We start from the raw sequence: 25,856 nt of genomic DNA, 5'->3' as shown, positions 1-25,856 counted from the left end.
TTACATCCGGAACACGCCGAAGCGGCTCGGTTCAATAGGTGCGTTCAGTGATGCGGACAGGGCCAGGCCCACTATGTCGCGGGTCTGGGCCGGATCGATGACGCCGTCGTCCCACAGCCTCGCGCTGGAATAGTAGGGGTGACCCTGTTCTTCGTACTGATCGAGAATCGGTTGTTTGATCTCGGCTTCCTGGGCGGCGCTGAATGGATGGCCGCTGCGTTCGGCCTGTTCGCGCTTGACCTGCACCAGCACACCGGCGGCCTGTTCGGCGCCCATCACGCCAATCCGCGCGTTCGGCCACATCCACAGGAAACGTGGGTCGTAGGCTCGTCCGCACATACCGTAGTTACCCGCGCCGAAGCTGCCGCCAATGATGACCGTGAACTTCGGCACCCGGGCGCAAGCCACCGCGGTGACCAGCTTCGCGCCATGCTTGGCGATGCCACCGGCCTCGTATTTCTGCCCGACCATGAAGCCGGTGATGTTCTGCAGGAACAACAACGGGATGCCCCGCTGGCAGGCCAGCTCGATAAAGTGCGCACCCTTTTGCGCGGCTTCTGCGAACAGGATGCCGTTATTCGCCAGGACCGCGACGGGGTAGCCGTGCAGATGGGCAAAGCCGCACACCAATGTGGTGCCGAACAATGCCTTGAATTCATCGAACACCGAACCGTCCACCAGGCGCGCGATCACCTCCCGCACGTCGAAAGGCTGCTTGGCATCGGCCGGTACCACCCCGTACAACTCGTCGCTGGCATACAGCGGGGCGATGGGGGGGCGTGTCTGCAACTCACCGAGCTTGCGCCAGTTGAGGTTGGCGACGCTGCGGCGGGCCAGGGCCAGGGCATGTTCGTCGTTGTCGGCGTAGTGGTCGGCGACGCCGGAAATCTTGCAATGCACGTCGGCACCGCCCAGGTCCTCGGCGCTGACCACCTCGCCGGTGGCGGCCTTTACCAATGGTGGGCCGGCCAGGAAGATGGTTGCCTGTTCGCGGACCATGATTGCTTCATCGGCCATCGCTGGAACATATGCCCCGCCTGCTGTGCACGAACCCATGACCACTGCCAGTTGCGGGATGCCCTGGGCGCTCATGTTGGCCTGGTTGAAGAAGATCCGGCCGAAGTGCTCCCGGTCCGGAAACACTTCGTCCTGGCGCGGCAGGTTGGCGCCGCCGGAATCCACCAGATAAATGCAAGGCAGGCGATTCTGTTGGGCGATGGTCTGGGCGCGCAGGTGTTTCTTCACGGTCAGCGGATAATAGGAGCCCCCTTTGACCGTCGCGTCGTTGGCGACGATCATGCATTCGACGCCTTCCACGCGACCGATGCCGGCGATCACCCCAGCCGCAGGGACTTCTTCGCCGTAAACCTCATAGGCCGCCAGCGGGCTGATCTCCAGGAAGGGCGAACCGGGGTCCAGCAACCGGTTGATGCGCTCCCGGGGCAGCAGCTTGCCCCGTGAAGTGTGCCGCTCCTGGGCCTTGGGCCCGCCACCCTGCTGGACTTGCGCGAGCAGGGTGCGCAAGGCCCCGACCTGTTCGAGCATGGCGTCGCGGTTGGCGATGAATTCCGGTGAACGTGGGTTGAGCTGGGTGTGCAGCGTGGCCATGGTCAGCTCCGTTAGCGGGTTTCGTTGAACAGTTCGCGACCGATCAGCATCCGACGGATCTCACTGGTGCCGGCTCCAATTTCGTACAACTTGGCGTCACGTAGCAAACGCCCGGCCGGAAACTCGTTGATGTAACCATTGCCGCCCAGGATCTGTATGGCGTCGAGGGCCATCTGCGTGGCGCGCTCGGCGGTGTAGAGGATCACCCCGGCGGCGTCCTTGCGCGCGGTTTCGCCGCGCTCGCAGGCCTGGGCCACCGCGTACAGATAGGCGCGGCTGGCGTTGAGCTGGGTGTACATGTCGGCCACCTTGCCCTGGATCAGCTGGAACTCGCCGATGCTCTGGCCGAACTGCTTGCGGTCGTGGATGTAGGGCACGATCAGGTCCATGCAGGCCTGCATGATCCCGGTGGGACCGCCGGACAACACCACCCGTTCGTAGTCCAGGCCACTCATCAGCACCCTGACGCCGCCGTTGAGCACACCGAGGATGTTCTCTTCCGGCACTTCGACGTCATCGAAGAACAATTCGCAGGTGTTGGAGCCGCGCATGCCGAGCTTGTCGAACTTGTTGCTGCGGCTGAAGCCTTTCCAGTCGCGCTCGACGATGAACGCGGTGATGCCGTGGGGGCCTTTTTCCAGGTCGGTCTTGGCGTAGATCACGTAGGTATTGGCGTCGGGGCCATTGGTGATCCAGGTCTTGCTGCCATTGAGCACGTAATGGTCGCCGCGCTTGTCGGCCCGCAGCTTCATGGAAACCACATCGGAACCGGCGTTCGGCTCGCTCATGGCGAGAGCGCCGATATGTTCGCCGCTGATCAGCTTCGGCAGGTATCTGGATTTCTGCTCGTGGTTGCCGTTGCGGTTGATCTGGTTGACGCACAGGTTGGAATGGGCGCCGTAGGAGAGGGCGACCGAGGCCGAACCACGGCTGATTTCCTCCATCGCCACCACGTGGGCCAGGTAACCCAGGCCGGCGCCGCCGTATTCTTCCGGTACGGTGATGCCCAACAGGCCCATGTCGCCGAATTTGCGCCACATGTCGGCTGGAAACAGGTTGTCGACGTCGATCTGCGCTGCTCGTGGCGCCAGCTCGGCCTTGACGAAGGCCTGCACCTGGTCGCGCAACATGTCGATGGTTTCACCGAGGGCAAAATTCAGGGATGGGTAGCTCATGGGACACCTTTGGCTTTTTTATCGGGTGTGGAGAGGGGCGGGAGCGCTCTCGGCTTTACGTTAACGTAAGCCTGCAATAAATGGCTGTCAATCACCTTTACGTTAACGTCAACTTGGTCCAGAGTAGATGCGGCTGACAGCGTGACCCTGTGGGCTTTGTTTCACCGGTTCAGCGTAGCAACCCACTAATAAAGACAAGAGGGGGCGTCATGGATCAACCCGGTTCGCATTCGCAGCTCAGCTACACCCGCGGCTCTCAGGCCAAGGCCTTGTTGACGCAGACCATCGGCCAGGCTTTCGACCGGACCGTGGCCCGTTATCCCGATAACGAGGCGTTGGTGGTTCGCCATCAAGCGCTGCGTTATACCTGGCGGCAACTGGCCGAAGCGGTCGATCTGCACGCCCGGGCGTTGCTGGCGTTGGGCCTGAAGACCGGTGACCGTCTTGGCGTGTGGGCCCCCAATTGCGCCCAGTGGTGCATCAGCCAATTCGCCAGCGCGAAGATCGGCGTCATCCTGGTCAACATCAACCCGGCCTATCGCAGCTCCGAGCTGGAGTACGTGCTCAAGCAGTCCGGGTGTCAGTGGCTGGTGTGCGCCGGGGCGTTCAAGACCTCGGACTATCACGCCATGGTGCAATCCCTCGCGCCGGAACTGGCGCAACAATCGATCGGCCAATTGCACTGCGAACGCTTGCCGGACCTGCGGGGCGTGATCAGCCTCGATCCCCAACCACCGTCAGGGTTTCTGCCCTGGTCGCAACTGGCAGACCTGGGCATGGCGGTTTCGCCTGAAGCGCTGGCCGAGCGCGAGGCCAGCCTGCATGTCGAGCAACCGGTGAACATCCAGTACACCTCAGGCACCACCGGATTTCCCAAGGGCGCGACCCTCAGTCACCGTAACATTCTCAACAACGGCTACATGGTGGGCGAAAGCCTGGGCCTCAGCGCCAATGACCGGCTGGTGATCCCGGTGCCGCTCTACCATTGCTTCGGCATGGTCATGGGAAACCTGGGATGCCTGACTCACGGCAGTACCATGATCTACCCTAACGACGCCTTTGACCCCTTGCTGACCCTGAGCACCGTGGCCGAGGAAAAAGCCACCGCGCTGTACGGCGTACCGACCATGTTCATCGCCATGCTGGATCAACCGCAGCGGCGTGGATTCGACTTGTCCAGCCTGCGCACCGGGATCATGGCCGGCTCGACCTGCCCGATCGAAGTGATGCGGCGGGTGATCAACGACATGCACATGAGCGAGGTGCAGATTGCCTATGGCATGACGGAAACCAGTCCGGTGTCGCTACAGACCGGTCCTTCAGACGAACTGGAGTTGCGCGTTACCACCGTCGGCCGTACCCAGCCGCAACTGGAAAGCAAAATTGTCGACGAGGCTGGCGACATCGTTCCCCATGGCACCATCGGCGAGCTGTGTACCCGTGGCTACAGCGTGATGCTCGGTTACTGGAACAACCCCAAGGGTACCGCCGAGGCCATCGACGGGGACGGCTGGATGCACACCGGCGACCTGGCGACCATGGACGCGCAGGGTTACGTCCGCATTGTCGGACGCAACAAGGACATGATCATCCGGGGAGGTGAGAATATTTACCCGCGTGAGCTGGAAGAATTCTTCTTCACTCACCCTGCGGTAGCCGATGTGCAGGTCATCGGCATCCCTTGTTCACGCTACGGCGAGGAGATCGTGGCCTGGATCAAGTTCCATCCCGGGCACAGCGTGACCGAACAAGAGCTGCAGGCCTGGTGCAAGACGCGCATCGCCCACTTCAAGACGCCACGTCATTTCAAGTTCGTCGAGGAGTTTCCGATGACGGTGACCGGCAAGATCCAGAAATTCCGCATGCGTGAAATCAGCATCGAAGAACTGCGCGATCGATAAGACTCGCCACGACACCTGTGGGAGCGAATCTGCTCGCGATAGCGGTCAGTTGATAGGGAGGTCGATTGATACGGCCTCATCGCGAGCAGGCTCGCTCCCACATAAAAAGCCAACCACCAGACAGCACAAAGGGGAGCCGAAGCTCCCCTTTAATTTTGTCGTCGCGTGCTCTTTTTTATTATTGAAGGGCGGCCTGTTGTTGTTTTTGGTAGCCGTGACCCTTTACCGCTGTTTTTGGCGATCCCCATCCGGGATCAAGAGCAAACGTATTTTTTTGAGCGCTGATCTGCTTTTTCGCCTTGCGATCCAACCGATTCGGGTCCTACCTGAAGGTAGTCTTATTGTTCTCTGCCCGGTTGCGGGTTGCTCCTGGAAGCACCCTGAAAAGCACATCTTCTCCAAAAAAATCTGTTAGCTGCGTCTCTGCCGTGTTGTTTTTGTTATGTCAGAGTCGTTTCGTCTTGTTTTTATTGGGTTTGCCGCTTTTTTTATTCTTGTTATGCAAGAGAGATAGCAGGTGCCGTGCCAACTTTTAAAAATCGTTATAAATCAGTAAGTTAATTTTTTCAGGTGAAAAGAACAGCGAGGTGAATCTGACAAATTGTTTCCGTGTTACTCGTTTCACCGCCGGTGCGGTAACACCTTATTGAGCATTGCGTGCCTTGGCGACGCGCGAACCGGTCGGGCGCCCGAGCACATCACAGATCTGTCGACCCGCGACGATCAGCGCGTCCAGGTCGACGCCGGTTTCAATGCCCAGGCCATCGAGCAGGTACAGCACGTCTTCGGTGGCGACGTTACCGCTGGCACCCTTGGCGTAGGGGCAGCCGCCGAGGCCGGCGATGGAGCTGTCGAACACGGCGATGCCTTCGAGCAGACTGGCATACACGTTCGCCATGGCCTGGCCGTAGGTGTCATGGAAATGGCCGGCGAGCTTGTCCCGGGGAACGTCCGCCGAAACCACTTCGAACAGCTTGCGCGTGGCGCCGGCGGTGCCTGTGCCGATGGTGTCGCCCAGGGACACCTCGTAACAGCCCATTGCATACAGCTCGCGAGCGACCCAGGCCACTTGCTCGGGTTTGACGGCGCCTTCGTAAGGGCAGCCCAGCACACAGGACACATAGCCGCGCACACTGACGCCGTTGCGCTTGGCGGCCTCCATGATCGGCGCGAAGCGCTCCAGGCTGTCCTTGATGGAACAGTTGATATTGCGCTGGGAGAACGCTTCGGACGCGGCGGCGAACACCGCCACTTCCTTCACCCCGGCCGCCAGCGCGTCCTCAAACCCTCTCAGGTTCGGTGCCAGGGCCCCATAGGTGACACCGGGTTTGCGCTGGATCTGTGCAAATACCTCGGCGGAACCGGCCATCTGCGGGACCCACTTGGGCGAGACGAAGCTGCCGACTTCGATGTAACCCAGGCCGGCGGCACTCAGTGCATCCACCAGGCGCACCTTGTCGGCGACGCTGATGGGTTGCGCTTCATTCTGCAGGCCGTCGCGGGGGCCGACTTCGATCAAGCGTACAAAGGAGGGAAGGGACATGGGTTTGACCTTTAATGGGTTGCCAATATGTCGAGGCTACGGCGATCCAATGTGGGAGCGAGCCTGCTCGCGATAGCGCTATGTCAGGCAACGTTGATGTTGGCGGTTACACCGCTATCGCGAGCAGGCTCGCTCCCACAGTGGGTATGACAGCTAAACAGCGTCCTGCCCCTTGAGCGTCTGCTCCAATGCCTGGATACAGCGTTCTTCGGCGGTGTCGAGCTCCAGCTTCATCTGTTCGATGTCCAGCAGTTGCTGTTCGAGTTGCTCCCGGCGCTCGGTGATTTTCGCCAGCATGCTGTGCAGTTGTTTCTGGTTACCGCTGGAAGGGTCGTAGAGCTCGATCAGCTCGCGGCACTCGGCCAGGGAAAAACCGATGCGCTTGCCCCGCAGGATCAACTTCAGGCTGACCTTGTCCCGCGGGGAATAGATGCGCTCCTGACCCCGTCGTTCCGGACTCAGCAGGCCTTGCTCTTCATAAAAACGGATGGCCCGGGTGGTAATGTCCAGTTCCCGGGCGAGGTCGGAGATGCTATAGGTCTGACTGCTCATGGACGCGCTCGAAACGATAGGGGCTGGCGCTAAGCTAATGTCAGGTTGACGTTCACGTCAAGCAATGAAACCGGTGGGAGCGAGCCCCTACGCGTTCTCAAGTTTTTTCTCATGGGCCGTCACCTGCTGGCACAACTCGATCATCTGTTCGCGCATCCAGCGGTTGGCTGGGTCCTGATCGGTGCTTTCGTGCCAGTAGAGATGGGTTTCCACCGGCGGCACATCGTTGACTGGCAATTGGAAGGCGTGCAGGTCGTGACGACGGGAGAAACGCTCCGGGACTGTCATGACCATGTCGGTCTGCTGCAACACCTGGGAGGCCATCAAGTAATGCTGGGAGCGCAGGGCGATCTTGCGCTGGATACCCATCTTGCCCAGGGCCAGGTCGACATAGCCCAGCCCATTGCGACGGCTGGAGATATGCACATGGGTCTGGGCGAGATAGTCATCGAGGCTGATTTTTTCCTTGCCCGCCAAGGGATGGCCCTTGCGCATGGCGCATACGTAACGGTCTTCCATCAGTTTGACGTGGCGTACCTGCGGGTCGGTATTGAGCGGGGCATCGACGGCAAAATCGAGCCGGCCGGCGGCCAGTTCCTTGGTGGTTTCACGGCGCTTGGACAGGAAACTCTCGATGGCCACGGTCGGCGCCAGGCGCCGCAGGCGCTGGAACAGCGGTGGCAGGATCACGCCTTCGGTGAGGTCGGTCATGCTGATGCGGTAGGTCTTGACGGCCTGCAGCGGGTTGAAAATCCGGCTCTCCTGCACCGACACCCGCAGCAGCGACAGTGCATTGCGGACCGGGCCGATGATGTTCTGGGCCATGGGCGTGGGCACCATGCCCTGGGCGGTGCGCACGAACAGCGGGTCGTTGAAGGTCTCCCGCAGGCGCGCCAGGGCGTTGGATACGGCCGGCTGAGTGATACCGACGATCTGCCCGGCGCGGGTCAGGTTGGCTTCGGTGTAGATCGCATCGAAGACGATGAAGAGATTGAGGTCGACCTTGCTCAGATTCATGGCGCTGCACTCTTGTTTTTAGACGGTTTCTCGGGCGTGTCGTGAGGTGTCGGATGGCGATGGAATCAGTGAACCATATATCGGTGATGAATGTTAATACACGCCGAGAATAGGTTAGGTAAATTTTCGTAGCTGAACTAGCATCGATTTCATGATCTGAAATCAACCTCTGCCCAGAAGGTGCTGCCCATGGATTTTGCCTATTCCCCCAAGGTTCAGGAATTGCGTGAACGCGTCACGGCGTTCATGGATGCCTACGTCTATCCGGCCGAAGCGGTGTTCGAGCGGCAAGTGGCCGAAGGTGATCGCTGGCAGCCCACAGCCATCATGGAAGAACTCAAGGCCAAGGCCAGGGCCGAAGGCCTGTGGAATCTTTTCCTGCCCGAGTCCGAGCTGGGGGCTGGCCTGACCAATCTGGAGTACGCGCCGCTGGCAGAGATCATGGGCCGATCGTTGTTGGGGCCGGAGCCGTTCAACTGCTCGGCGCCGGACACCGGCAACATGGAAGTACTGGTGCGTTACGCCAATGAAGAACAGAAGCAGCGCTGGTTGGAACCGCTGCTGCGGGGCGAGATCCGCTCGGCCTTCGCCATGACCGAACCGGATGTGGCGTCCTCGGACGCCACCAACATGGCCGCCCGCGCCGAGCGCGAGGGTGACCAATGGGTGATCAACGGCAAGAAATGGTGGACCTCGGGGGCCTGTGACCCGCGTTGCAAGATCCTGATCTTCATGGGGCTGAGCAACCCCGATGCGCCGCGCCATGCCCAGCATTCGATGATCCTGGTGCCGGTGGACACCCCCGGGGTCAAGATCGTGCGGCCGCTGCCGGTATTCGGTTATGACGATGCGCCCCATGGTCACGCCGAAGTGTTGTTCGATAACGTGCGGGTACCGTACGAAAACGTCTTGTTGGGTGAAGGCCGCGGCTTTGAAATTGCCCAGGGCCGCCTCGGCCCGGGCCGTATCCATCATTGCATGCGTTCCATCGGCATGGCCGAGCGGGCACTGGAGTTGATGTGCAAGCGTGCCGTCAGTCGCAGCGCTTTCGGTAAACCGCTGGCGCGCCTGGGTGGCAACGTCGACAAGATCGCCGACTCACGGATGGAAATCGACATGGCCCGCCTGCTGACCCTGAAAGCGGCTTATATGATGGACACCGTTGGCAACAAGGTCGCGAAAAGTGAAATCGCCCAGATCAAGGTGGTCGCGCCGAATGTGGCCCTGAAGGTCATCGACCGTGCGATCCAGATCCACGGTGGTGCGGGGGTGTCCAACGACTTCCCGCTGGCCTACATGTACGCCATGCAGCGCACCCTGCGCCTGGCCGACGGCCCGGATGAAGTGCACCGCGCCGCTATCGGCAAGTTCGAAATCGGCAAGTACGTGCCCAAGGAAATGTTGCGCAGCGAGCGCTGAGGGCTCGGCATTCATCACAAGCCCCTGTGGGAGCCGAGCTTGCTCGCGATGACGGTATCACAGCCACTCTTTCAATCGGCTGACCCACCGCCATCGCGAGCAAGCTCGGCTCCCACAGGGGATCTGTGGTGAACACCCATTTCGCAGTTATTCCTTGACGCTCATGTACTCCTCGGCCCAACGGATGTATTCCTCGGGCTGGGTGTAGGTGTGGGTCAGTTCGGTGGCGCTGAGGTCCGAGGCCTGGGTGAAGATCTGCCGTTGTTCGCGCAGGCTGTCGTAGGTGGCCTTGATCGCGGCGAAGTAGGCGCCGTGACCGTCGATGGTCACCCGCACGCCCAGCTCGGCCAGGCGTTTGTCGTCGCGCAGCAGCGGATTGCCATAGGTGACGAGCATCAAGGGCACCGTCAGGTTTTCGCTGATCTTCTCCAGGTGCTCGAAGTCCTGCACGCCCACCATGCAAATCCCGTCCGCGCCGGCACGTTCGTATTGCTGGGTACGGCTGATGATTTCCTGGACCGGCAGGATCCCGGCATTGGTACGGGCGATGATTGCCATTTCCGGATCGACCCGGGCTTCCAGCGCCGCGCGGATCTTGCCGACACCTTCCGCCACGCCGATCAGGTCGGTGGATTTGCGGCCGAACTGGGCCGGCAGCAGGGTGTCTTCGATGGTCAGGGCTGCCACGCCGGCGCGTTCGAGTTCGATGATGGTGCGCATCACGTTCAGGGCGTTGCCATAGCCATGATCGGCATCGGCAATCACCGGCAGTTGGGCCACGCGGCCGATGCGGGTGGCCTGTTCGGCGAACTCGCTGAGGGTGATCAACGCAAAGTCCGGAGCACCCAATACTTGCAACGACGCAACCGAGCCGCCCAGGATTCCCACTTCAAAGCCCAGGTCGGCGGCAATGCGCGCCGACATCGGGTCAAACACCGATGCGGTGTGGTAGCAGGTCTGGGAAGCCAGGAGTTGGCGGAAGTTACGACGCAAATCTTGATGGGAAAGCCTGGACATATAAGTTCCACCAATGGAATGGAAGGGCTTGAGCAAAAATGTCAACGCCGAAAGAACCAAAGGCTATCACGTGGCAAGCGTAAAGATGATGACGAATGCGCATGGGCCATGTTTGCCGCGCATCGAAAAAGGCCGCAGACCTGAGAGGTCTGCGGCCCGGCAGGAGATCATCCGAGGGCTATTCAGTCCTGGATTGGCACGCTCCAGATCTGCTTGATCTCATGGATGTTCCCAACGTTGAAGCGCGTCGGGAAGCCCGGAATGGTGCATTGGATCTCGCTGCTGAGCTGCATGGCGGTATCGACCACATTGACTGCGGCGCGCAACAAGGGGGTTTCATCCCAATTGTTCATTGGATTATTCACGGTTTCTTCCTTCTTTGGTTATTGGGCAGCGGACGACTGTCCAGGGGGGAGCAATGACAGCATCTGTGTAAACAGAGCTGTCTCTTGCGCAGCGATGCCGGGGTAAAGCGGCGTGTAGTGCTCGTCAAAACACCAGGCTTCGTCAGCGCGGATCGAGTGTTCCGGGTGAATAAGTAGACTCAATGATGCGGACATGGATTGGGGGGCGATCTGTTTATGGATTTCCTTCAAGGCGGGCATATATAAAACTTCGCCGGGCGAAAGTTTGACGCTGCGCTGTTCCCCCAGTCGGGGAGTCTTGCCTGCTTGCAATGGCAGGTCGTCCAGTATTTCGCGGATGATTGTCGTGTAGCCATCGCCACTGTAGCCGACAACATACATTTCAAAGTCATGGCTGTGGTTCAGGTCATAGATAAAGGTTTCATGTTCATCCTGCAGGTTGACCGGCGACCAGAATCCCAGGCGAAGGGTGAACAGGTCATTGCTGTGCAGTACAAATGCGTAGGCATTGTAGAGGCTGTCGCGAACACTGAAGCCATCTCTCTGGATCGAGGTATAGAGGTGCTCGCTTAATAAGAACCGGTTTGAAGCCAACTGACGCAGGTCGTCAATGATGCAGTTCTTGTCGCGCTGCAAATCATAGGTATTTAAGCGTGCGATAAATGTTTCCAGGTTCATGCGGCCTTCTCCAAGGGAGAAAGCAAACTATCCAGGCGCGGGCTCTTGAGTTTCTTTAACAGCGGGACATAGTTCAATGCCTTGTGCGGGGCGGCCTGATAAAGCAGCTGAAAGGCTTTCCACGCTACGGCCGGGTGGTAGTGATAAAGCAGTTCTTCGGCAACCTTCGCCCCTCCGGGATCGCGGAGGGTTTCGAGCAATTCCAGGCTCACCAGAAACCGGGCGGCGCTTTCGTCGTGAGGCAACCAGGCTATTTTACGCAGTGAAAGGCGATCAAATACGCTGATATCCGAACTTCTGTCCAGCAAGTTGATTCGCCCCGTCAAACGGGCAACTTCCCGTTCTGTGGCAGCGTAATCGAATAGTGTTCGGTTGCCGTCAATGATAAGCGGGTTTTGCTGGTCAATGATAACGCTGTCGAGTGGTTCAAGTTGCTGGTCATGGCGCACATAAAGTTGCACCTCGAACGGTTGATCGAGCGCAAATAAAATGCTTTGCCCGGGGACCGAGTAGAGGGGCGAAAGAGCGGTGTTTGGGGTGGGGGTCCTGATGCTGATATTGCCGATGCTGGTGCAATGCAATAGGAGGGTTCCCGTGTGCGGATTGGAAATGTTCATGATGGCCGCACGCCGGGACTGTGCCTTGGCAAACGACGGTTGGCTGTTCAGTTGGCTAATCAGTTGGTTGACTTGCGCGGTCATGTCTAATGTTTTTATTTTTTTCGCTATATGCTCTGGCGAAAAGTTTCTGGTAATTAGATTTGTGATCATGAGCATTTTCGCAGCAGTGGGTCGATGCGCGAAAGTATGAGTTTTGTGTGGGGGAGCGGCAACTAAGGAATTGTCGGCAAGTATTACGAATGAACTAATTCTTTTTTGGCGAGTTGCCAGAAGCAGGGTAGGGAACCCTGCCGACTGGTCGCCAGTGATCCAGCGACCACAGGTGGCTTATTGTATTTAGGCTAAGCCGCCACAGCCTGTCGCCCCTGCCCGAGCAGTGGCACGGCGCGCACGGTGTCACCTGGCTGCACTTGCAGGCGTTTGGCGGTGAGACGGTCGACAACCAGGCTGTGACCGTTCTGATGGCCTCGGGCGCTGGTGACGCGGCAGTTTTCCAGGCGCCGGTTGTGAATCAACCAGACGGGCGCCCGTTCGTCCGGCGAACCGACGGCCAGGACCAGTGACTGGCTGTCGCGGATGCTGCGGATATTCGAGACCGGCGCTTCGATCACCGGGCCGCCGTCGAAAATATCGATGTAACCCTTATGGCGGAAACCCTCGGCGCCGAGAATCTTCAAGGCCGGTTCGGTATTCGGGTGGGCCTTGCCGATCACGGCCTGGGCCTGTTGGGTGAGCAGGCAGGTGTACAACGGCTGGCGCGGCATCAATTCGGCAATGAACGATTTATTGCCCATGCCGGATAACTGATCGGCGTAGCTGAAGTCTTTCTGAAAAAAGTGTCGTCCCAGGCTGTCCCAGAACGGCGAGCAACCGTGCTCGTCGGCATGGCCGCGCAACTCGGCGATCAGTTTTTCACCGAACAGTTGGGAGAACTCCGCAACGAACAACAGGCGTGCCAGGGACAGCAGCCGCCCGTTATGACCACGGCGCTGGGCGGGGTGCAGGAACAACGAGCAGATTTCCGATTGCCCGGTCATTTCGTTGTTGAGGAACAGGGTAGGAATCTGCCGCTGGATGCCCAGCTCCGGCGCCGAATTGACAGTGACCCCGACCCGATAGTTGTACCACGGCTCACGCAGACCGACCGCGCCGGTCAAGGCGCTGATACCGACCACTTGCCGGTCATCGTCCTCGAGTACGAACAGGTAGTCGGCGTCGGCCCGCTCGACTTGTCCGGCAAAGGTGCGCTGGGCCCAGCGTATGCGATGGGCCAGGCGCTCTTCATTGGCCGGCAGGCTGGTGAATCCCGGGCCTGCGCAGCGGGCGAGGTCCAGCAATGAAGGCAGGTCGGTGATGGCGACCGGGCGGACAATCATGATGCAGCTCCTTCATCGTGTCGGCCTGGGACACGGCGTTGCGTGATGTTCATAAGGCAACCACCCGGATCTGCTGCCCATCAGTGATATCCAGCGCTGCGAGCATCCCGGGTGTCAGGGTTACGGTCCCTGCGGAGCCGACATCCAGCTCGGCCACGATCGCCCGGTAGTTGCCAAGGCTGTCGTTGCTCACCAGATAGCGACCCCGGGCGTCAATCTGCGGGCTCTGCCGGGCGGAAACCATACGACTTTCGGCGATGGAGCGGATATTCGCGATGCGGGCGTACAGTGTCGGTCCGCCATCGAAGAGGTCCACGTAGCTGTTGGTTTCGAAACCCTCGCGCGCCAGGATGTCGAAGGCTTCCTGACCGTCAGGGTGCACCTGGCCGATGCAGGCCTGGGCCGCAGGCGGCAACATGGGGACATAAATGGGGTACTGGGGCATCAGCTCGGCAAGAAAAGTACGGCTCTGCAGGCCGCACAAGCGCTCGGCTTCGGCATAGGGCAGGTCGAAAAAATGCTGGCCGATGGCGTCCCAGAACGGTGATTGGCCGTCTTCGCTGCTGAAACCGACGATTTCCGTGATGACCGAATCGGCGAAGCGTTGCGGGTGAGCGGCGATGAACATCAACCGGGCCCGGGACAGCAGCTCCGACTCCGGCGTGCGCACCCGTTCGGCGTCGATGTGAAAACCGCGCAGCAGGGTCTGGCCATTGAGGTCCTGGCACAGCGACAGTGCTGGCACGCCGTGGCGGATGTTCAGTTCCCGGGAGGCGCTGGAAAACGGTCGGTTGCGCAGGCTGTAGAACGGTTCGTTGCAGCCGGTGCTGGCGAGAATCTCCGAACAGCCCACCAGGCGCCCGGACACCAGGTCTTGCAACACGAAAAAATAATTTTCCCCACCCGGGCCTTGCACATCGGCCTCGAACGAAGCGCGCGAGTCGAGAATTTTTTCCCGCAGGCACTCGGTATCGTCTGGAAGCGAGGTGACCCCCACCAGGCTGTCACGAGCCAGCTGCTGCAGTTGTTGCAGATCGCTTAACTGAACTGGACGTAAGGCCAGCATGGATTGCACTCCTGTTCCAGGGGCCCGGTGGCTGCACCGGGCTTGACGATCACTGTCGATGTCCACGCGTTGTAACGGTTACAACTACCGCGGCGGCTGGCCTATCCCTGCGGCCAGCTCCGAATTTCAATGACCCGCCGGGTCGGGCAGGGCGGTGTGACTGCTGAACTTGTTGAGCGCGCACAGATAGACCAGGCCCGCTGCAATCCAGACCAGGCCCAGCTTCTGCGCATCCACGCCCATGTTGTACATGATGGCCGCGACGATAACGAAGCCGACCAGCGGGCAGATCAGGTGACGGATCAGTTGCCCGGACCGCTGGCGGCGCCAGTAGTGGTTGATCACGGTGATGTGCAACAGCATGAAGCCGCTCAATGCACCGAAGTTGACCAGGGAGGTCAGGGTGTCCACGGCATTGATGAACAGGTAGCAGATCAGCAGTGACAGCACGGCCACCAGATAGATGCTCATGTAGGGCGTGTTGTGTTTCGGATGGACCTTGGCCAGTACCTTGGGCAGCTTGCCGTCCCGAGCCATGCCGAACAACAGGCGCGACACCGCGGCCTGAGAGGTGATCGCCACCGCCACGCCCCACGCCAGCGCCGTGGCGACAGCGGTCAGGGTGGCCAGCCAACTGCCGGCCGCCAGTTCGGCGATTTCATAGAAGGCGGTGTCGGCGGACTTGAAGCCCATGCCCGCCGCCAGATCCGTGGCGATCCAGGTCTGTACCACGAAAATCGCGCCCATGACCAACAGGGTCACCAGCGCTGCCTTGCCGATGCTGCGTCCCGGGTCACCCTTGATTTCTTCGGCCAGGGTGGAGATGGCATCGAAGCCGAGGAACGACAACACGGCGATCGACACGGCTTGCATCAGCAGGGCGAAGTTGAAGTGTTCCGGGCTGTACAGCGGCGCCAGGGTTATCTGGCCGTTGCCGGCCCCGCCGTGCAGGGCATTCCAGGCGTAGAACAGGAAAATCCCCAGCACCACCAGTTGGGCCAGCAGGAAAATGATGTTCATCCGCGCGGTGAAGGTGATGCCCCGCAGATTGACGAAGGTCGCGCTCACCAGGAATGCCAGGATGAAGCCGACCTTGGGAATGTCCGGATACAGGTGATTCAGCGCCATGGCGGCGTAGACATAGAGCAGCGGCGGGATCAGCAGGTAATCCAGCAACATCAACCAGCCGGCAATGAACCCGACGTGTGGGTTGAGGCCTCTTTGTGCGTAGGAATAGACGGAACCGGCCACCGGGAAGGCCCGGGCCATGCTGCCGTAGCTCAGCGCGGTGAACAGCATCGCCACCATGCCGATGATGTACGCCAGCGGCACCATCCCCGGCGCTTCGGCGTTCACGTAGCCATATACGCCGAACGGTGCGATGGGGATCATGAAGATCATGCCGTACACCACCAGATCCGTCAGCGACAGGCTGCGTTTCAATTCCTGTTTGTAGCCAAATGCCTCGATACTCACAAGCCGTTCTCCATTTCAGCCAATCATTGATTTTGTTTTTCTATCGTTCGTTGCTGCCCTGTTACAGCAGCGGCGCCAGGTAGGCGCTCCAGGTACGCACGGCCTCGGGACTGCGCAGCAGGTCGTTGCGCACTTCAATCAACACCGAATCCAGGCCGCGAGCATCGCCGTGAACCGGAACCGTCATGTCGGTCAACGGGTTGATCCGGTAGGGCTGGTTGCCTGCCACCCGCAACGAATGCCGGCCCAGCCCATCGACGATGCGCTGGGCGTAGTCCACGGCTTCGCCGAACAGCACGCCGGCTTCCAGAGCGCGCGGCTGGCCATAGAACACGGGGGTGAAACTGTGGATGCCCACCACCCGCGTCGGTCGGTTGTCGGCCAGGCGCTGGTCGATCAGCGACCGCAACCGGTCATGGAACGGGTGGAACAGGCGTTGCTGGCGGTACTTCCGAGTGGTTTCGTCCAGAGCCTGGTTGCCCGGGACCTGGTAGATCTCGCTCTGGGGCGGGATGCTGTCCGGCACGTGGAGCGGGCGATTCAAGTCAATCAATAGGCGTGAATAGTTGGCCGACAGCAAGGTTGCACCGAGCGTCTCGGACAGGCGCTCGGCCAGCGCCAAGGCACCGATGTCCCAGGCAATGTGTTCATGGGCCGCCGTTTCGTCCAGGCCCAGGTCATTCAGTGCAGCGGGAATGAAGCGGCTGGCGTGCTCGCACACCAATATCAATGGGTGCTCGGCGTTCTCCCGGATCAGCCGGTAGGGCGGCTCGGTGTAAAGCCCCGACTCGGCGCACTCAATAGATTCGCGCATAGTGCTCACATCGCTCGGCAGGTGACAGCGCCTGGGTCAAGGCCAGTTCCTGGGCCTTCAAGGCGAAGTAGGTTTCGACCAGCGGGCCGGGCAGGGTATCCAACAGCGCCCCGCTGTGACGCAGGCAATCCAGGGCCTGGGCCAGGGTGGTCGGCAGGGCGATAATGCCACGAGTCCGGCGTTCCTCCTCATTCAGGTCGTCGGGTATTTCATCGGTGACAGCATTGAGCGCCAGCCGTTGTTCGATGCCCAGTCGTCCGGCGATCAGCAAGGCGGCCATCGCCAGGTGCGGTGACGCGGTGGCGTCCATGGCACGGAATTCCAGGTTGTACTGGTTCGCCAGCGGTTTCCCCCCCAGGCTCACGGTCGGGCAGATGCGCAGCGCGGCTTCGCGGTTGCGCTGTCCCAGACAGGCGTAGGATGCGCTCCAGTGATGGGGTTGCAGGCGTTCGTAGGAGACCGGCGTCGGCGCGGTCAATGCACACAGGGCCGGCAGATGCTGCAATACACCGGCGGCCCAGTGTCGACCGAGGCTGGACAGGCCGTTGCTGCTCGCGCTGTCGTGGAGCACGGGATCGCCGTCCAGGTCTTGCAGGCTCAGGTGCAGGTGGACGCCGTTGCACACCGCATCTGCCGACGTCTTGGCAGCGAAGCTTGCCTCCAGGCCCATCTGTCGGGCGATCTCGCGGGTGATCTCCCGCACGTTCACCGCACGATCGGCAGCGGCGACGCCCAGGGTCGGACGGCAGGTGATTTCATATTGTTGCTTGCCGTATTCGGGCAGGAACATTTCCGGTTCGACGCCGCCGGCCCGCAGGGCACTGAGCAGCCAGCCGGCGAAACCGGCCTGCTGGCGCTGGGCCTGGAGGCTGAAGGCCAGGCGATCGGGTTGGGGCAGGGGGGATTTGAGATTGAACTCATGCTCGAACGCGGCGAAGACCTGCAAGCCCAGCTCGGTGCGATAGCGTTCCACTTCGTCATGCAGCAGCGTGCGTGGGCAAGCGCCCCAGGGCCGGCCGTCGGTCTCGCGCACGTCACAATGGATGAAGTCCAGCGCCGGTGCCTCGGGGTCGGGACCGTTGCTGATGGTGACCCGACTGGACAGGTCCGGCACCAGCCGCAGGTCGCCATACGCCCCCCAGGGATTGGTCGACGCGATGATGTCCTGGGGTGTCAACGCGCTGTTGGCCGGCACCCAGCCACAGCCGGCAGTGACGTAATGGGGCAATTCATCGCTGGGAAACGAGCGCCCGCGGGTCACGCCGATCAGGTCGGTGCTCACCAGCGTGGTGACGGGCAGCGGTGCAAGCGTTGCGGTTTCGAGACGGCTCATGGCTGCATCTCCTGCAAGCGACCGAGCACGGTGTCGGTGTCGGTGATCCAGCAATAGCCCTTGATGGCATTCAGGCAGGCCAGGTGACGCTGTTCGGTGTACGTGGCACAGGCGTCCTCCACCAGCGTGACCAGATAACCGCGGTCGGCGGCGTCGCGCACGGCCATATCGACGCACTGGTCAGTGACGATCCCGGCGACGATCAGGTGCCGGACCTGCAGGTTGCGCAGCACGTAGTCGATATTGGTGGAGTTGAAGACCCCCGAGGAAGTCTTGGGCAGCACGATCTCGTTTTCCATAGGCATCAGCTCGGCGATGATCTGCGCCTGCGGGCTGCCCTTGGGCAGGTGCATGTCCGACAGTTTGTGGTCCAGGGAACGGTCGCGGCCATCGGCGGTGAGGCTTTCGATGTGGGTGTGCAGCACGTTTTGCCGGGCCACACGCACTCCGTCGAGCAGGCGTTGCTGGTTGGGAATCACACGTTGGCGGGCGCGGCGGATGAAATAGTCGGCTTCGGGTGTGTCCAGGTGAGCATCGAACTGCGGCTCCAGCCAGGCGCGTTGCATGTCCACCAGCAGCAATGCGGTGTGGTCGCGGGTGAACGGCAGGTCCCGGGGGGAGCGGTGAGGGAGCGAGAACATCCTTATTTTTCCTCCAACAGGTGCGTGTCGAATTCAGTGCGCAAGCCGTCGATACCGTCCAGGCGTTCGGCCAGGCCAGGACATTGCAGCGTCAGGCAGGCGATCAATGCTTCGACCTGGGCCAACGCCGGTACCAGGCTATCGAAGGCCGAGACTGACTCCACCGGCGCGCTGATAATCAGATCGGCCAGTTCGCGCAAGGGCGAGGCATAGATGTCGCTGAACAACACGACCCGGGCATGGCGTTCCTTGGCCGCACTGGCGACACGAAGGGCCTGGGCCTGGTAGCGACGATAATCGAAGATCAACACTACGTCCTGGCGTTGCACATCGAACAGTCGGTCGGGCAGTTGGGCGTTGTCTTCCAGGGCAAAACAGCCGGCCCGCAGCAGGCGCAGGTGATTGAGCAGGTAATGGGCCAGGAAGCTGCTGAAGCGTCCGCCGAAGCAATGCACCTGATGCCGGGTGTCGAGCAGCCACTGCACGAGAATGCGCACGTCTTCGGGCTGGGTCAGAACCTGGGTTTCCAGGATGCTGCGCTGGCTGGCCACCAGGTACTGGCTCCAGGTGTCGCCTTGCTGCAATTTGATCCGAGGCTGCAACATCGTGCGGGGAGAGCGCAGGCGGTGGTCCATGTCGACCAGCAGTGCATCCTGGAACTCGGAATAGCCACCGAATCCAAGTTTTTTTACCAGCCGCACGATGGTCGGGTCGCTCACGCCAGCGTGTTCGGCCAAGCGCGACATCGGGCCCAGGCCGTTGCGCGGATAGTGATCGAGCAGAGCGCGTACGACCTTGCGTTCCGACGGCGTCAAGATCAGACCGGGGTCGGTAATAAGCTCTCTGAGAGGCGGCATCCGTGCTCCTTGCTGGATGGGTGTTGAATTTCTTTCATAACTCCTAAAAACAGTATTTATGTAGCCAGTGCTACATGTCCAGTGGTTTTTACGTTTCGTTTAAAATGCCCAGAATTGGTGCGAAAGTCCTGTAGGTCGGGGCTTTGGAAAGGATGGCGGGGTATGTCAGCCAATGCCTTTTTCCGTGTCAGACATAACGACTTTTTGTCTCGGATATTGGATTTCCTATATAAGATGCCGTACACCAACGATCCCAGTATCCGCCCTCCGCCAGTGTGAGCGTCCGCGTGCAATCCACTCGTCTGACCTTGATCAGCCATGCCCGAACCGTCGCCCAGAAGCAGGCGCGTTTCGCGCTGGACGAATCACTGGATGCTGACTGGTTGGCCAGGCGTCCGGAGGCCGGCCACGGGTATCGGAACGTTCGACATGTCTTGTGCGGGCCTGAGTTGCGAACCCGCCAGACCGCCGCATTGTTCGGCGACGAGTTCCGGGTGGTCCAGGCCCTGGCCGATTGTGATCTGGGACGGTGGCGCGGGTTGTCCATCGACGAGTTGCTCCAGGCCGAGCCGGAACATCTGCAAGCCTGGCTCGATGATCCCCATGCGACTCCCCATGGCGGCGAGTCCCTCGACCGACTGTGCCGTCGTGTCGGGGACTGGCTGGCAAGCCTGGAAAGTGAACCGGGGCACCTGCTGGCCGTCACTCATCCGTTCGTGATCCGGGCGGCCTTGGTAAACGTGTTGCAATGCCCGACAACCAGCTTCAGCCGGATCGACATCGAACCGCTGTCCGCCCTTGAGTTGCGTTTCAACGGGGTGTGGCGTTTGCGTGCCCAGGAGTCACAGGCATGAAGAAGCTTTCAGTCATCGGCATCGGCGCCGGCGATCCGGATTACCTGACGATGCAGGCGGTAAAAGCCCTGAATCGGGTAGACGTGTTCTTTCTCATGGACAAGGGGCCCGCCAAGCACGCGCTGCTGGACCTGCGGCGCGACATCTGTGCACGCTACATCGTTGATCGCCCATATCGTTTTGTCGAAGCCTGTAGTCCTGAGCGTCAACGCGAGGACCCCGACTACACCGGCAGCGTCGAAGATCTGAACCGCGCAAAGCAGGCGACGTTCGCAAGGTTGATCGATGAAGAACTGTCTGACGGGCAGTGCGGCGGTTTTCTGGTATGGGGTGATCCGTCGTTGTACGACAGCACTGTCCGCATCCTGCAGACCCTTCTCGAGACGGGACGCTGCGTCTTCGAGTTCGAGGTGATCCCGGGCATCACCAGCGTCCAGGCCCTCGCGGCGCAGCACAAAGTGTCGTTGAACAGCATTGGCGGCGCGTTGGAGATCACCACCGGGCGGCGGTTGGCGGCGGGCCAGGTGGGGGACGCGGCGAGCGTGGTGGTGATGCTCGACGCCGAGGATGCGTACCGCCAGGTGGGCGATCCCGATACGCATATTTACTGGGGCGCCTACGTCGGGACGCCGGATGAGTTGCTCATCGCCGGGCGGTTGGGGGATGTGGCCGATGACATCGAGCGCACCCGCAAGGCGGCGCGGCAGGCGAATGGATGGATCATGGATACTTATTTGTTGCGTAAGCCTTGAGGGTTGCGAATCAAGCCTGTGGCGAGGGAGCTTGCTGTGGCGAGGGAGCTTGCTCCCGTTGGGCTGCGCAGCAGCCCTCTTGGCCTACAGGGGCTTAGGGGCGCTGCGCGCCCCAGCGGGAGCAAGCTCCCTCGCCACAAGCAAGCGCTTTTGCCACAGGGGGCGTGTCCTGAGACAACTCTGTACATTCACCCCCGCCCAAACCGCTCCCGATACGCCGATGGCGCCAGCCCCACCACGCTGCGGAACGCCACGCGAAAGCTTTCCACCGAGCGGTAGCCGCACAGCTGGGCAATGTTGTCGGTGTTGTCCTGGGTGCTTTCCAGCAACTCCCGGGCGCGCGCCAGGCGTTCATGCTGCAGCCAGGCCTTGGGCGACAGGCCGCAGGCCTGGGTAAAACGGCGCAGGAACGTCCGTTCGCTCATGGCCGCCTGGCTGGCGAGCTCGCGCACGCCGAGGGGCTCGTGCAGGTGTTCACGGGCCCACTGCATGACGCCGGACAGATCGCTACGCGGGGTGCGGCTGACGGGTGATGGAATGAACTGCGCCTGGCCGCCGGTGCGTTGCGTCGGCATCACCAGTCGGCGCGCCACGGTGTTGGCAACCTGGGCGCCGAAATCCCGCGCCACCAGATGCAGGCAGGCATCGATGCCGGCTGCGCTGCCGGCTGAGGTGATGACCTGGCCTGAATCCACGTACAGCACGTCCGGATCGACCAGGATGGCCGGAAAGCTTTCGGCCAGTTCATCGGTGTAGCGCCAGTGGGTCGTGGCCCCCAGCCCGTCCAGCAGCCCGGCGGCCGCCAGCACGAATGCCCCGGAGCAGATCGACAGCAGGCGCGCGCCCCGGGCATGGGCGTTGCGCAGTGCTGCCAGCAAGTCTTCGGAGGGGGGCTCGCTGCGGCTGCGCCAGCCGGGTATCACGATGGTCCGGGCCGTATCCAGCAGCTCCATGCCACCGTCGGCCAGCACCTGGAAGCCGCCCATGGCGCGCAATGGGCCGTCATCGACGGCGACAATCCGGTGTTCATACCACGGGAAATCGAACTCGGGACGGGCCAGTCCGAAAATCTCGACGGCAACGCCGAATTCGAACGTGCACAAGCCGTCATAGGCGATGATGGCGACGAGGCCGGGGGAGAGCTGCATTTGGCGGAAAATTCCCACTGAGTGTCTTCTGCGCCACTTTAGCGGTTAGCATAGGGCGGATAAAGTCTCCTTACGCCCTCATCCCCCTTGGAGTACCCACAATGCCCAGCCCGGTTAGCGAAGTGCCTGCTGCTCCGTCCGACATTGCCTTACAGCATTTCAGTAGTCGGCTGACGTTCGAAACAGATTGTTCCGACGTTCATGCCAGCCAACAGGCCGGCGAGGTCGATTTTGTATTGGTGGATGTCCGTGGGCCCCTGGCCTATGAACGCGGTCATGTGCCAGGCGCGATCAATATCCCGTCACGCTCGCTCACCGCCCAGGCGTTAGCCGCTTATCCAAAAACCACGCTGTTCGTGGTTTATTGCGCGGGGCCGCACTGCAACGGCGCGAACAAGGCGGCAGTGCGCCTGGCGACCCTGGGCTATCCGGTCAAGGAAATGATCGGTGGCGTCATGGGCTGGCTCGATGAGGGCTTTCGCCTGACCGGCCTGGTGGAGCGCGTGGCGGACACGGCGGTCAGCTGCGACTGCTGAGTTTTTGCAGCGATCCCTGTGGCAAGGGAGCTTGCTTCCTCGCCACAGCAGTTTGTCCTGTCAGGTTTTTCGCAAACTTCAAGGACATCGGACACGCCTGGTTATTTTTATAATTATTTGTCGCCTCAACACAATTCCGCCTCTGAGTGCCCCTCTAGACTCCCGGCCACTTCGGTTTTTGCCAACCGAACGCTGCCTACGATCTGTCAATAAAAAACCTGCGCACTCAGGAGTAAAAATGAAGAAGCTAGCAATGTTCGGTGCCCTGGCACTGTCCGTGTTGTCCTTGTCGGCCATGGCCGCTGACGCCCAGCCGATCCGCCTCGGGATCGAAGCCGGTTACCCACCTTTCTCGATGAAGACCCCTGACGGCAAACTGGCCGGTTTCGATGTCGATATCGGTGATGCGTTGTGTGAGCAGATGAAGGTCAAGTGCGTCTGGGTCGAGCAGGAGTTCGATGGCCTGATCCCGGCGTTGAAGGTGAAGAAAATCGACGCGATCCTGTCGTCCATGACCATCACCGACGACCGCAAGAAAAACGTCGATTTCACCATCAAGTACTACCATACCCCGGCACGCTTCGTGATGAAGGAAGGTTCCGGGATCAAGGACCCATTGACCGAACTCAAGGGCAAGAAGGTCGGTGTGCTGCGGGCCAGCACCCATGATCGTTTCGCTACCGAAGTGCTGGTACCGGCGGGCATCAACCTGGTGCGCTACAGCTCCCAGCAGGAAGCCAACCTGGACATGGTCGCCGGCCGTCTCGATGCCATGCTGGCCGATTCGGTCAACCTCGACGATGGCTTCCTGAAAACCGACGCTGGCAAAGGCTTCGCGTTCGTGGGCCCAACCTACGACGATCCGAAGTACTTCGGCGGCGGTGCCGGCATTGCCGTGCGCAAGGGTGATCAGGCCCTGGCCGAGAAATTCAACGCCGCCATCACCGAAATCCGTGCCAACGGCACGTACAAGAAAGTGCAGGACAAGTACTTCGCCTTCGACATCTACGGGCATTGATCGTTGAAACCAAGGTGGCCCACCGTTGACGCGGTCGGCCACCTTTTTCATGGGCGATTGTTTTACCCTGCGCGATGAACGCTTTCGTATCTGGAGATTTCATGCAACGCATCGACCATACCCTGCCATGGAGCCACCTCGGCACCGAACGTCGGCTCAGTGTGTTTCGTTATGGCCATGGCCCACGCAAGGTCTACATCCAGGCCAGCCTGCACGCCGATGAGTTGCCCGGCATGCGCACGGCTTGGGAACTGAAGCAACGGCTCAACGCGCTCGAGGCCCAGGGCTTGCTCAAGGGCGTGATCGAGCTGGTGCCGGTGGCCAACCCCATCGGCCTGGATCAGCACCTGCAAAGCGCCCACATGGGGCGTTTCGAGTTGGGCAGCGGCAAGAACTTCAACCGTTCCTTCGTGGAGCTCAGTGCCCCGGTGGCGCAACGTGTCGGCCAACGGCTGGGAGACGATCCGGCGGCCAATATCACCTTGATCCGCCAGACCATGCTCCAGGTGCTGGACGAGTTGCCCGCGCCCCCATCACAGCTCGAAGCCCTGCATCGCCTCCTGCTGCGCCATGCCTGCGATGCCGATATCACCCTCGACCTGCACTGCGATTTCGAGGCGGCGATTCATCTGTACGCCTTGCCGCAACAGTGGCCGCAGTGGCGTTCCCTGGCTGCACGGTTGAAAGCCGGCGTGGCGTTGCTGTGCGAGGACTCCGGCGGAAGTTCGTTCGACGAATCCTGCTCCACCCCCTGGCTGCGCCTGGCGAGGGCCTTTCCCGAGGCGGCGATCCCGCCGGCCAACCTGGCGACCACCCTGGAACTGGGGAGCATGGGCGACACTCGGGTGGATCAGGCCCAGGCCAATTGCGAGGCCATTCTCGGATTTCTGGCCGAGCAGGGCTTCATCGGCGGCGACTGGCCGTCCGTGCCCGCCCAATGCTGTGAAGGCTTTCCGTTCGAGGGCACCGAGTACCTGTTCGCGCCGCACCATGGCGTGGTGAGTTTCCTGCGCGAGGCGGGTGAATGGGTGGAGCGGGGCGATCCGTTGTTCGAGGTGGTCGACCCGTTGGATGATCGGGTGGCCACGGTACGGGCCGGCACCAGCGGCGTGCTGTTCGCCCTGGACCGTGGGCGTTATACCCAGCCCGGGATCTGGCAGGCGAAAGTGGCGGGGCGTGAGCCGATACGCACCGGGAAATTGACCAACGACTGAAAAGTGCTGTCTACCTCACCGTACGGCCCTTGCCATGGGCTATCGAATGATGGAGGAAGATCAATGTTCAAAGCGTTCGCCCTGTTCCTGTTGCTGGTCTCGTCCGGGTTGCAAGCGCAACCCTCGCTGCACACGGACTTGCCACTCAGTTATCTGGCCCAGGCCGACGAGCAGGCCAGGGACCGGCCGCTGGTGATATTCCTGCATGGTTCCGGCAGCAACGAACAGGACCTGTTCGAGCTCAGGGACGAGCTGCCCAAGCACTACAACTACCTCTCGGTGCGGGCGCCGAAGACCATGGAACCGGGTCATTACCAGTGGTTTGCGAAGAAGGGCGAGGGTGCCTATGACGGTGACACCTCGGACTTGAAGGCCAGCGGCCAGATGCTGCTGGATTTCATCGAAAAGGCCCGGGCCAAATACCCGACGGATGCCAGCCAGGTCTATCTGGTGGGTTTCAGCCAGGGTGCGATGATGAGTTACGAAGTCGCCCTGCGACACCCCGATGCCGTCGGTGGTATCGCGGCGATGGGCGGGCGGGTTCTGTCCGTGCTGCAAGCCGAACTGACCCCCGACGAATCGCGGCGGTCGCTGGCGGTGTTCATCGGCCACGGCACGGCAGACCCGATCATCCCCTATCACGATGGCACCGAAGCCGACACGTTCCTGAAGACCTTGGCCCTGGAGCCGGAATTCCATGCCTATCCGGGCGTCGGGCATACCATCAGTGCCTTGGAAGTACAGGACCTGCGGGCCTGGCTGGAGCGGCTCAATCCGTAGCGGCTTCAGGTTGAAGCGTTGTTGCATGGGCTGACGCCATCGCGAGCAGGCTCGCTCCCACAGTGGGTGCCGGTTGTTCACACGACTCCAACCCAC

General features: G+C 61.0%; 25 protein-coding genes. 8 read left to right on the top strand and 17 right to left on the bottom strand.

Features of this window, described 5'->3' with window-relative positions; genetic code table 11:
* The gene (locus tag CGA22_RS01625) at window positions 1-1,608 is read right to left on the bottom strand and encodes a carboxyl transferase domain-containing protein (RefSeq protein ID WP_041022412.1); all 1,608 of its coding nucleotides are present in this window, start codon (window positions 1,606-1,608) and stop codon (window positions 1-3) included.
* Between the two features lie 11 nt (window positions 1,609-1,619).
* On the bottom strand, window positions 1,620-2,783 hold the full coding sequence (locus tag CGA22_RS01620) for an isovaleryl-CoA dehydrogenase (RefSeq protein WP_041022413.1): 1,164 nt from the start codon (window positions 2,781-2,783) through the stop codon (window positions 1,620-1,622).
* Between the two features lie 209 nt (window positions 2,784-2,992).
* On the opposite strand from CGA22_RS01620, the gene CGA22_RS01615 reads away from it, so the two are divergent.
* A complete protein-coding gene (locus tag CGA22_RS01615) occupies window positions 2,993-4,684 on the top strand; it encodes an AMP-binding protein (protein ID WP_041022414.1) in 1,692 nt (563 codons plus the stop codon).
* Between the two features lie 643 nt (window positions 4,685-5,327).
* Here CGA22_RS01615 and CGA22_RS01610 read toward each other — a convergent pair.
* From CGA22_RS01610 to CGA22_RS01600, 3 genes are all read right to left on the bottom strand, one after another.
* Entirely contained in the window at window positions 5,328-6,227 is a 900-nt protein-coding gene (locus CGA22_RS01610; protein WP_041022415.1) for a hydroxymethylglutaryl-CoA lyase, read from the bottom strand.
* Window positions 6,228-6,380: 153 nt separating this feature from the next.
* Window positions 6,381-6,779, bottom strand: a complete 399-nt coding sequence (locus tag CGA22_RS01605; protein WP_041022416.1) for a MerR family transcriptional regulator — start codon at window positions 6,777-6,779, stop codon at window positions 6,381-6,383.
* 87 nt (window positions 6,780-6,866) lie between these two features.
* Complete coding sequence (locus CGA22_RS01600) at window positions 6,867-7,796, bottom strand: LysR family transcriptional regulator (RefSeq protein WP_041022417.1); 930 nt, start codon at window positions 7,794-7,796, stop codon at window positions 6,867-6,869.
* A gap of 189 nt (window positions 7,797-7,985) precedes the next feature.
* Between CGA22_RS01600 and CGA22_RS01595 the strand changes: the two genes are divergently transcribed.
* Complete coding sequence (locus CGA22_RS01595; RefSeq protein ID WP_041022418.1) at window positions 7,986-9,215, top strand: acyl-CoA dehydrogenase; 1,230 nt, start codon at window positions 7,986-7,988, stop codon at window positions 9,213-9,215.
* 147 nt (window positions 9,216-9,362) lie between these two features.
* Here the strand turns inward: CGA22_RS01595 and CGA22_RS01590 are convergent, their stop codons facing one another.
* The 11 genes from CGA22_RS01590 to CGA22_RS01540 form a co-directional block, all read right to left on the bottom strand.
* On the bottom strand, window positions 9,363-10,232 hold the full coding sequence (locus tag CGA22_RS01590) for an oxaloacetate decarboxylase (protein ID WP_041022419.1): 870 nt from the start codon (window positions 10,230-10,232) through the stop codon (window positions 9,363-9,365).
* 182 nt (window positions 10,233-10,414) lie between these two features.
* The gene (locus CGA22_RS01585; RefSeq protein ID WP_041022420.1) at window positions 10,415-10,597 is read right to left on the bottom strand and encodes a hypothetical protein; all 183 of its coding nucleotides are present in this window, start codon (window positions 10,595-10,597) and stop codon (window positions 10,415-10,417) included.
* A gap of 18 nt (window positions 10,598-10,615) precedes the next feature.
* Complete coding sequence (locus CGA22_RS01580) at window positions 10,616-11,275, bottom strand: hypothetical protein (RefSeq protein WP_041022421.1); 660 nt, start codon at window positions 11,273-11,275, stop codon at window positions 10,616-10,618.
* The gene (locus CGA22_RS01575) at window positions 11,272-11,976 is read right to left on the bottom strand and encodes a hypothetical protein (protein WP_084213755.1); all 705 of its coding nucleotides are present in this window, start codon (window positions 11,974-11,976) and stop codon (window positions 11,272-11,274) included. The genes CGA22_RS01580 and CGA22_RS01575 overlap by 4 nt, the downstream gene beginning before the upstream one ends.
* A gap of 260 nt (window positions 11,977-12,236) precedes the next feature.
* Window positions 12,237-13,271, bottom strand: a complete 1,035-nt coding sequence (gene astA / locus CGA22_RS01570) for an arginine N-succinyltransferase (RefSeq protein WP_041022422.1) — start codon at window positions 13,269-13,271, stop codon at window positions 12,237-12,239.
* Window positions 13,272-13,320: 49 nt separating this feature from the next.
* Window positions 13,321-14,337 carry an arginine N-succinyltransferase gene (locus CGA22_RS01565; RefSeq protein WP_041022423.1) on the bottom strand — a complete coding sequence of 339 codons (1,017 nt, stop codon included), beginning with the start codon at window positions 14,335-14,337 and terminating at the stop codon, window positions 13,321-13,323.
* A 126-nt stretch (window positions 14,338-14,463) separates the two neighbouring features.
* On the bottom strand, window positions 14,464-15,813 hold the full coding sequence (locus CGA22_RS01560) for an APC family permease (RefSeq protein WP_041022424.1): 1,350 nt from the start codon (window positions 15,811-15,813) through the stop codon (window positions 14,464-14,466).
* Window positions 15,814-15,874: 61 nt separating this feature from the next.
* A complete protein-coding gene (locus CGA22_RS01555; protein WP_041022425.1) occupies window positions 15,875-16,627 on the bottom strand; it encodes an N-formylglutamate amidohydrolase in 753 nt (250 codons plus the stop codon).
* On the bottom strand, window positions 16,611-17,960 hold the full coding sequence (locus tag CGA22_RS01550) for a glutamine synthetase family protein (RefSeq protein ID WP_041022426.1): 1,350 nt from the start codon (window positions 17,958-17,960) through the stop codon (window positions 16,611-16,613). The genes CGA22_RS01555 and CGA22_RS01550 overlap by 17 nt, the downstream gene beginning before the upstream one ends.
* Window positions 17,957-18,601, bottom strand: coding sequence for a cysteine hydrolase family protein (locus CGA22_RS01545; protein WP_041022427.1), 645 nt, complete (start codon window positions 18,599-18,601; stop codon window positions 17,957-17,959). The genes CGA22_RS01550 and CGA22_RS01545 overlap by 4 nt, the downstream gene beginning before the upstream one ends.
* Before the next feature lie 2 nt (window positions 18,602-18,603).
* Window positions 18,604-19,458 carry a MurR/RpiR family transcriptional regulator gene (locus CGA22_RS01540; RefSeq protein WP_041022428.1) on the bottom strand — a complete coding sequence of 285 codons (855 nt, stop codon included), beginning with the start codon at window positions 19,456-19,458 and terminating at the stop codon, window positions 18,604-18,606.
* Between the two features lie 287 nt (window positions 19,459-19,745).
* Between CGA22_RS01540 and CGA22_RS01535 the strand changes: the two genes are divergently transcribed.
* Together CGA22_RS01535 and cobF are read left to right on the top strand one after the other, a co-directional pair.
* The gene (locus CGA22_RS01535) at window positions 19,746-20,312 is read left to right on the top strand and encodes a histidine phosphatase family protein (protein ID WP_041022429.1); all 567 of its coding nucleotides are present in this window, start codon (window positions 19,746-19,748) and stop codon (window positions 20,310-20,312) included.
* Entirely contained in the window at window positions 20,309-21,064 is a 756-nt protein-coding gene (gene cobF, locus CGA22_RS01530; protein ID WP_041022430.1) for a precorrin-6A synthase (deacetylating), read from the top strand. Before CGA22_RS01535 ends, cobF begins: the two co-directional genes overlap by 4 nt.
* A gap of 188 nt (window positions 21,065-21,252) precedes the next feature.
* Here cobF and ftrA read toward each other — a convergent pair whose 3' ends face one another.
* Window positions 21,253-22,212, bottom strand: coding sequence for a transcriptional regulator FtrA (ftrA, locus tag CGA22_RS01525; protein WP_041022431.1), 960 nt, complete (start codon window positions 22,210-22,212; stop codon window positions 21,253-21,255).
* A gap of 101 nt (window positions 22,213-22,313) precedes the next feature.
* Between ftrA and CGA22_RS01520 the strand changes: the two genes are divergently transcribed.
* The 4 genes from CGA22_RS01520 to CGA22_RS01505 all read left to right on the top strand — a co-directional run bounded on the left by CGA22_RS01520 (window position 22,314) and on the right by CGA22_RS01505 (window position 25,760).
* A complete protein-coding gene (locus tag CGA22_RS01520; protein WP_041022432.1) occupies window positions 22,314-22,748 on the top strand; it encodes a rhodanese-like domain-containing protein in 435 nt (144 codons plus the stop codon).
* Between the two features lie 238 nt (window positions 22,749-22,986).
* A complete protein-coding gene (locus CGA22_RS01515; RefSeq protein WP_041022433.1) occupies window positions 22,987-23,766 on the top strand; it encodes an ABC transporter substrate-binding protein in 780 nt (259 codons plus the stop codon).
* A 101-nt stretch (window positions 23,767-23,867) separates the two neighbouring features.
* Complete coding sequence (locus CGA22_RS01510; protein ID WP_041022434.1) at window positions 23,868-24,980, top strand: M14 family metallopeptidase; 1,113 nt, start codon at window positions 23,868-23,870, stop codon at window positions 24,978-24,980.
* Window positions 24,981-25,043: 63 nt separating this feature from the next.
* Window positions 25,044-25,760, top strand: coding sequence for an alpha/beta hydrolase (locus tag CGA22_RS01505; protein ID WP_041022435.1), 717 nt, complete (start codon window positions 25,044-25,046; stop codon window positions 25,758-25,760).
* Window positions 25,761-25,856 lie beyond the last annotated feature (96 nt).

The sequence above is a fragment of the Pseudomonas sp. PSB18 genome, from assembly GCF_014596565.1.
GTDB lineage: Bacteria > Pseudomonadota > Gammaproteobacteria > Pseudomonadales > Pseudomonadaceae > Aquipseudomonas.
Note: the sequence above shows the minus strand (reverse complement) of the source record. Positions and strands in the feature narration are given on the sequence as shown.

Excerpts from the sequence above, each read along its gene's own strand:
- CGA22_RS01625 (WP_041022412.1), bottom strand. The coding sequence starts at position 1,608 with ATGGCCACGCTGCACACCCAGCTCAACCCACGTTCACCGGAATTCATC.
- CGA22_RS01620 (WP_041022413.1), bottom strand. The coding sequence starts at position 2,783 with ATGAGCTACCCATCCCTGAATTTTGCCCTCGGTGAAACCATCGACATG.
- CGA22_RS01615 (WP_041022414.1), top strand. The coding sequence starts at position 2,993 with ATGGATCAACCCGGTTCGCATTCGCAGCTCAGCTACACCCGCGGCTCT.
- CGA22_RS01610 (WP_041022415.1), bottom strand. The coding sequence starts at position 6,227 with ATGTCCCTTCCCTCCTTTGTACGCTTGATCGAAGTCGGCCCCCGCGAC.
- CGA22_RS01605 (WP_041022416.1), bottom strand. The coding sequence starts at position 6,779 with ATGAGCAGTCAGACCTATAGCATCTCCGACCTCGCCCGGGAACTGGAC.
- CGA22_RS01600 (WP_041022417.1), bottom strand. The coding sequence starts at position 7,796 with ATGAATCTGAGCAAGGTCGACCTCAATCTCTTCATCGTCTTCGATGCG.
- CGA22_RS01595 (WP_041022418.1), top strand. The coding sequence starts at position 7,986 with ATGGATTTTGCCTATTCCCCCAAGGTTCAGGAATTGCGTGAACGCGTC.
- CGA22_RS01590 (WP_041022419.1), bottom strand. The coding sequence starts at position 10,232 with ATGTCCAGGCTTTCCCATCAAGATTTGCGTCGTAACTTCCGCCAACTC.
- CGA22_RS01580 (WP_041022421.1), bottom strand. The coding sequence starts at position 11,275 with ATGAACCTGGAAACATTTATCGCACGCTTAAATACCTATGATTTGCAG.
- CGA22_RS01575 (WP_084213755.1), bottom strand. The coding sequence starts at position 11,976 with ATGACCGCGCAAGTCAACCAACTGATTAGCCAACTGAACAGCCAACCG.
- astA (WP_041022422.1), bottom strand. The coding sequence starts at position 13,271 with ATGATTGTCCGCCCGGTCGCCATCACCGACCTGCCTTCATTGCTGGAC.
- CGA22_RS01565 (WP_041022423.1), bottom strand. The coding sequence starts at position 14,337 with ATGCTGGCCTTACGTCCAGTTCAGTTAAGCGATCTGCAACAACTGCAG.
- CGA22_RS01555 (WP_041022425.1), bottom strand. The coding sequence starts at position 16,627 with ATGCGCGAATCTATTGAGTGCGCCGAGTCGGGGCTTTACACCGAGCCG.
- CGA22_RS01550 (WP_041022426.1), bottom strand. The coding sequence starts at position 17,960 with ATGAGCCGTCTCGAAACCGCAACGCTTGCACCGCTGCCCGTCACCACG.
- CGA22_RS01545 (WP_041022427.1), bottom strand. The coding sequence starts at position 18,601 with ATGTTCTCGCTCCCTCACCGCTCCCCCCGGGACCTGCCGTTCACCCGC.
- CGA22_RS01540 (WP_041022428.1), bottom strand. The coding sequence starts at position 19,458 with ATGCCGCCTCTCAGAGAGCTTATTACCGACCCCGGTCTGATCTTGACG.
- cobF (WP_041022430.1), top strand. The coding sequence starts at position 20,309 with ATGAAGAAGCTTTCAGTCATCGGCATCGGCGCCGGCGATCCGGATTAC.
- ftrA (WP_041022431.1), bottom strand. The coding sequence starts at position 22,212 with ATGCAGCTCTCCCCCGGCCTCGTCGCCATCATCGCCTATGACGGCTTG.
- CGA22_RS01520 (WP_041022432.1), top strand. The coding sequence starts at position 22,314 with ATGCCCAGCCCGGTTAGCGAAGTGCCTGCTGCTCCGTCCGACATTGCC.
- CGA22_RS01515 (WP_041022433.1), top strand. The coding sequence starts at position 22,987 with ATGAAGAAGCTAGCAATGTTCGGTGCCCTGGCACTGTCCGTGTTGTCC.
- CGA22_RS01510 (WP_041022434.1), top strand. The coding sequence starts at position 23,868 with ATGCAACGCATCGACCATACCCTGCCATGGAGCCACCTCGGCACCGAA.
- CGA22_RS01505 (WP_041022435.1), top strand. The coding sequence starts at position 25,044 with ATGTTCAAAGCGTTCGCCCTGTTCCTGTTGCTGGTCTCGTCCGGGTTG.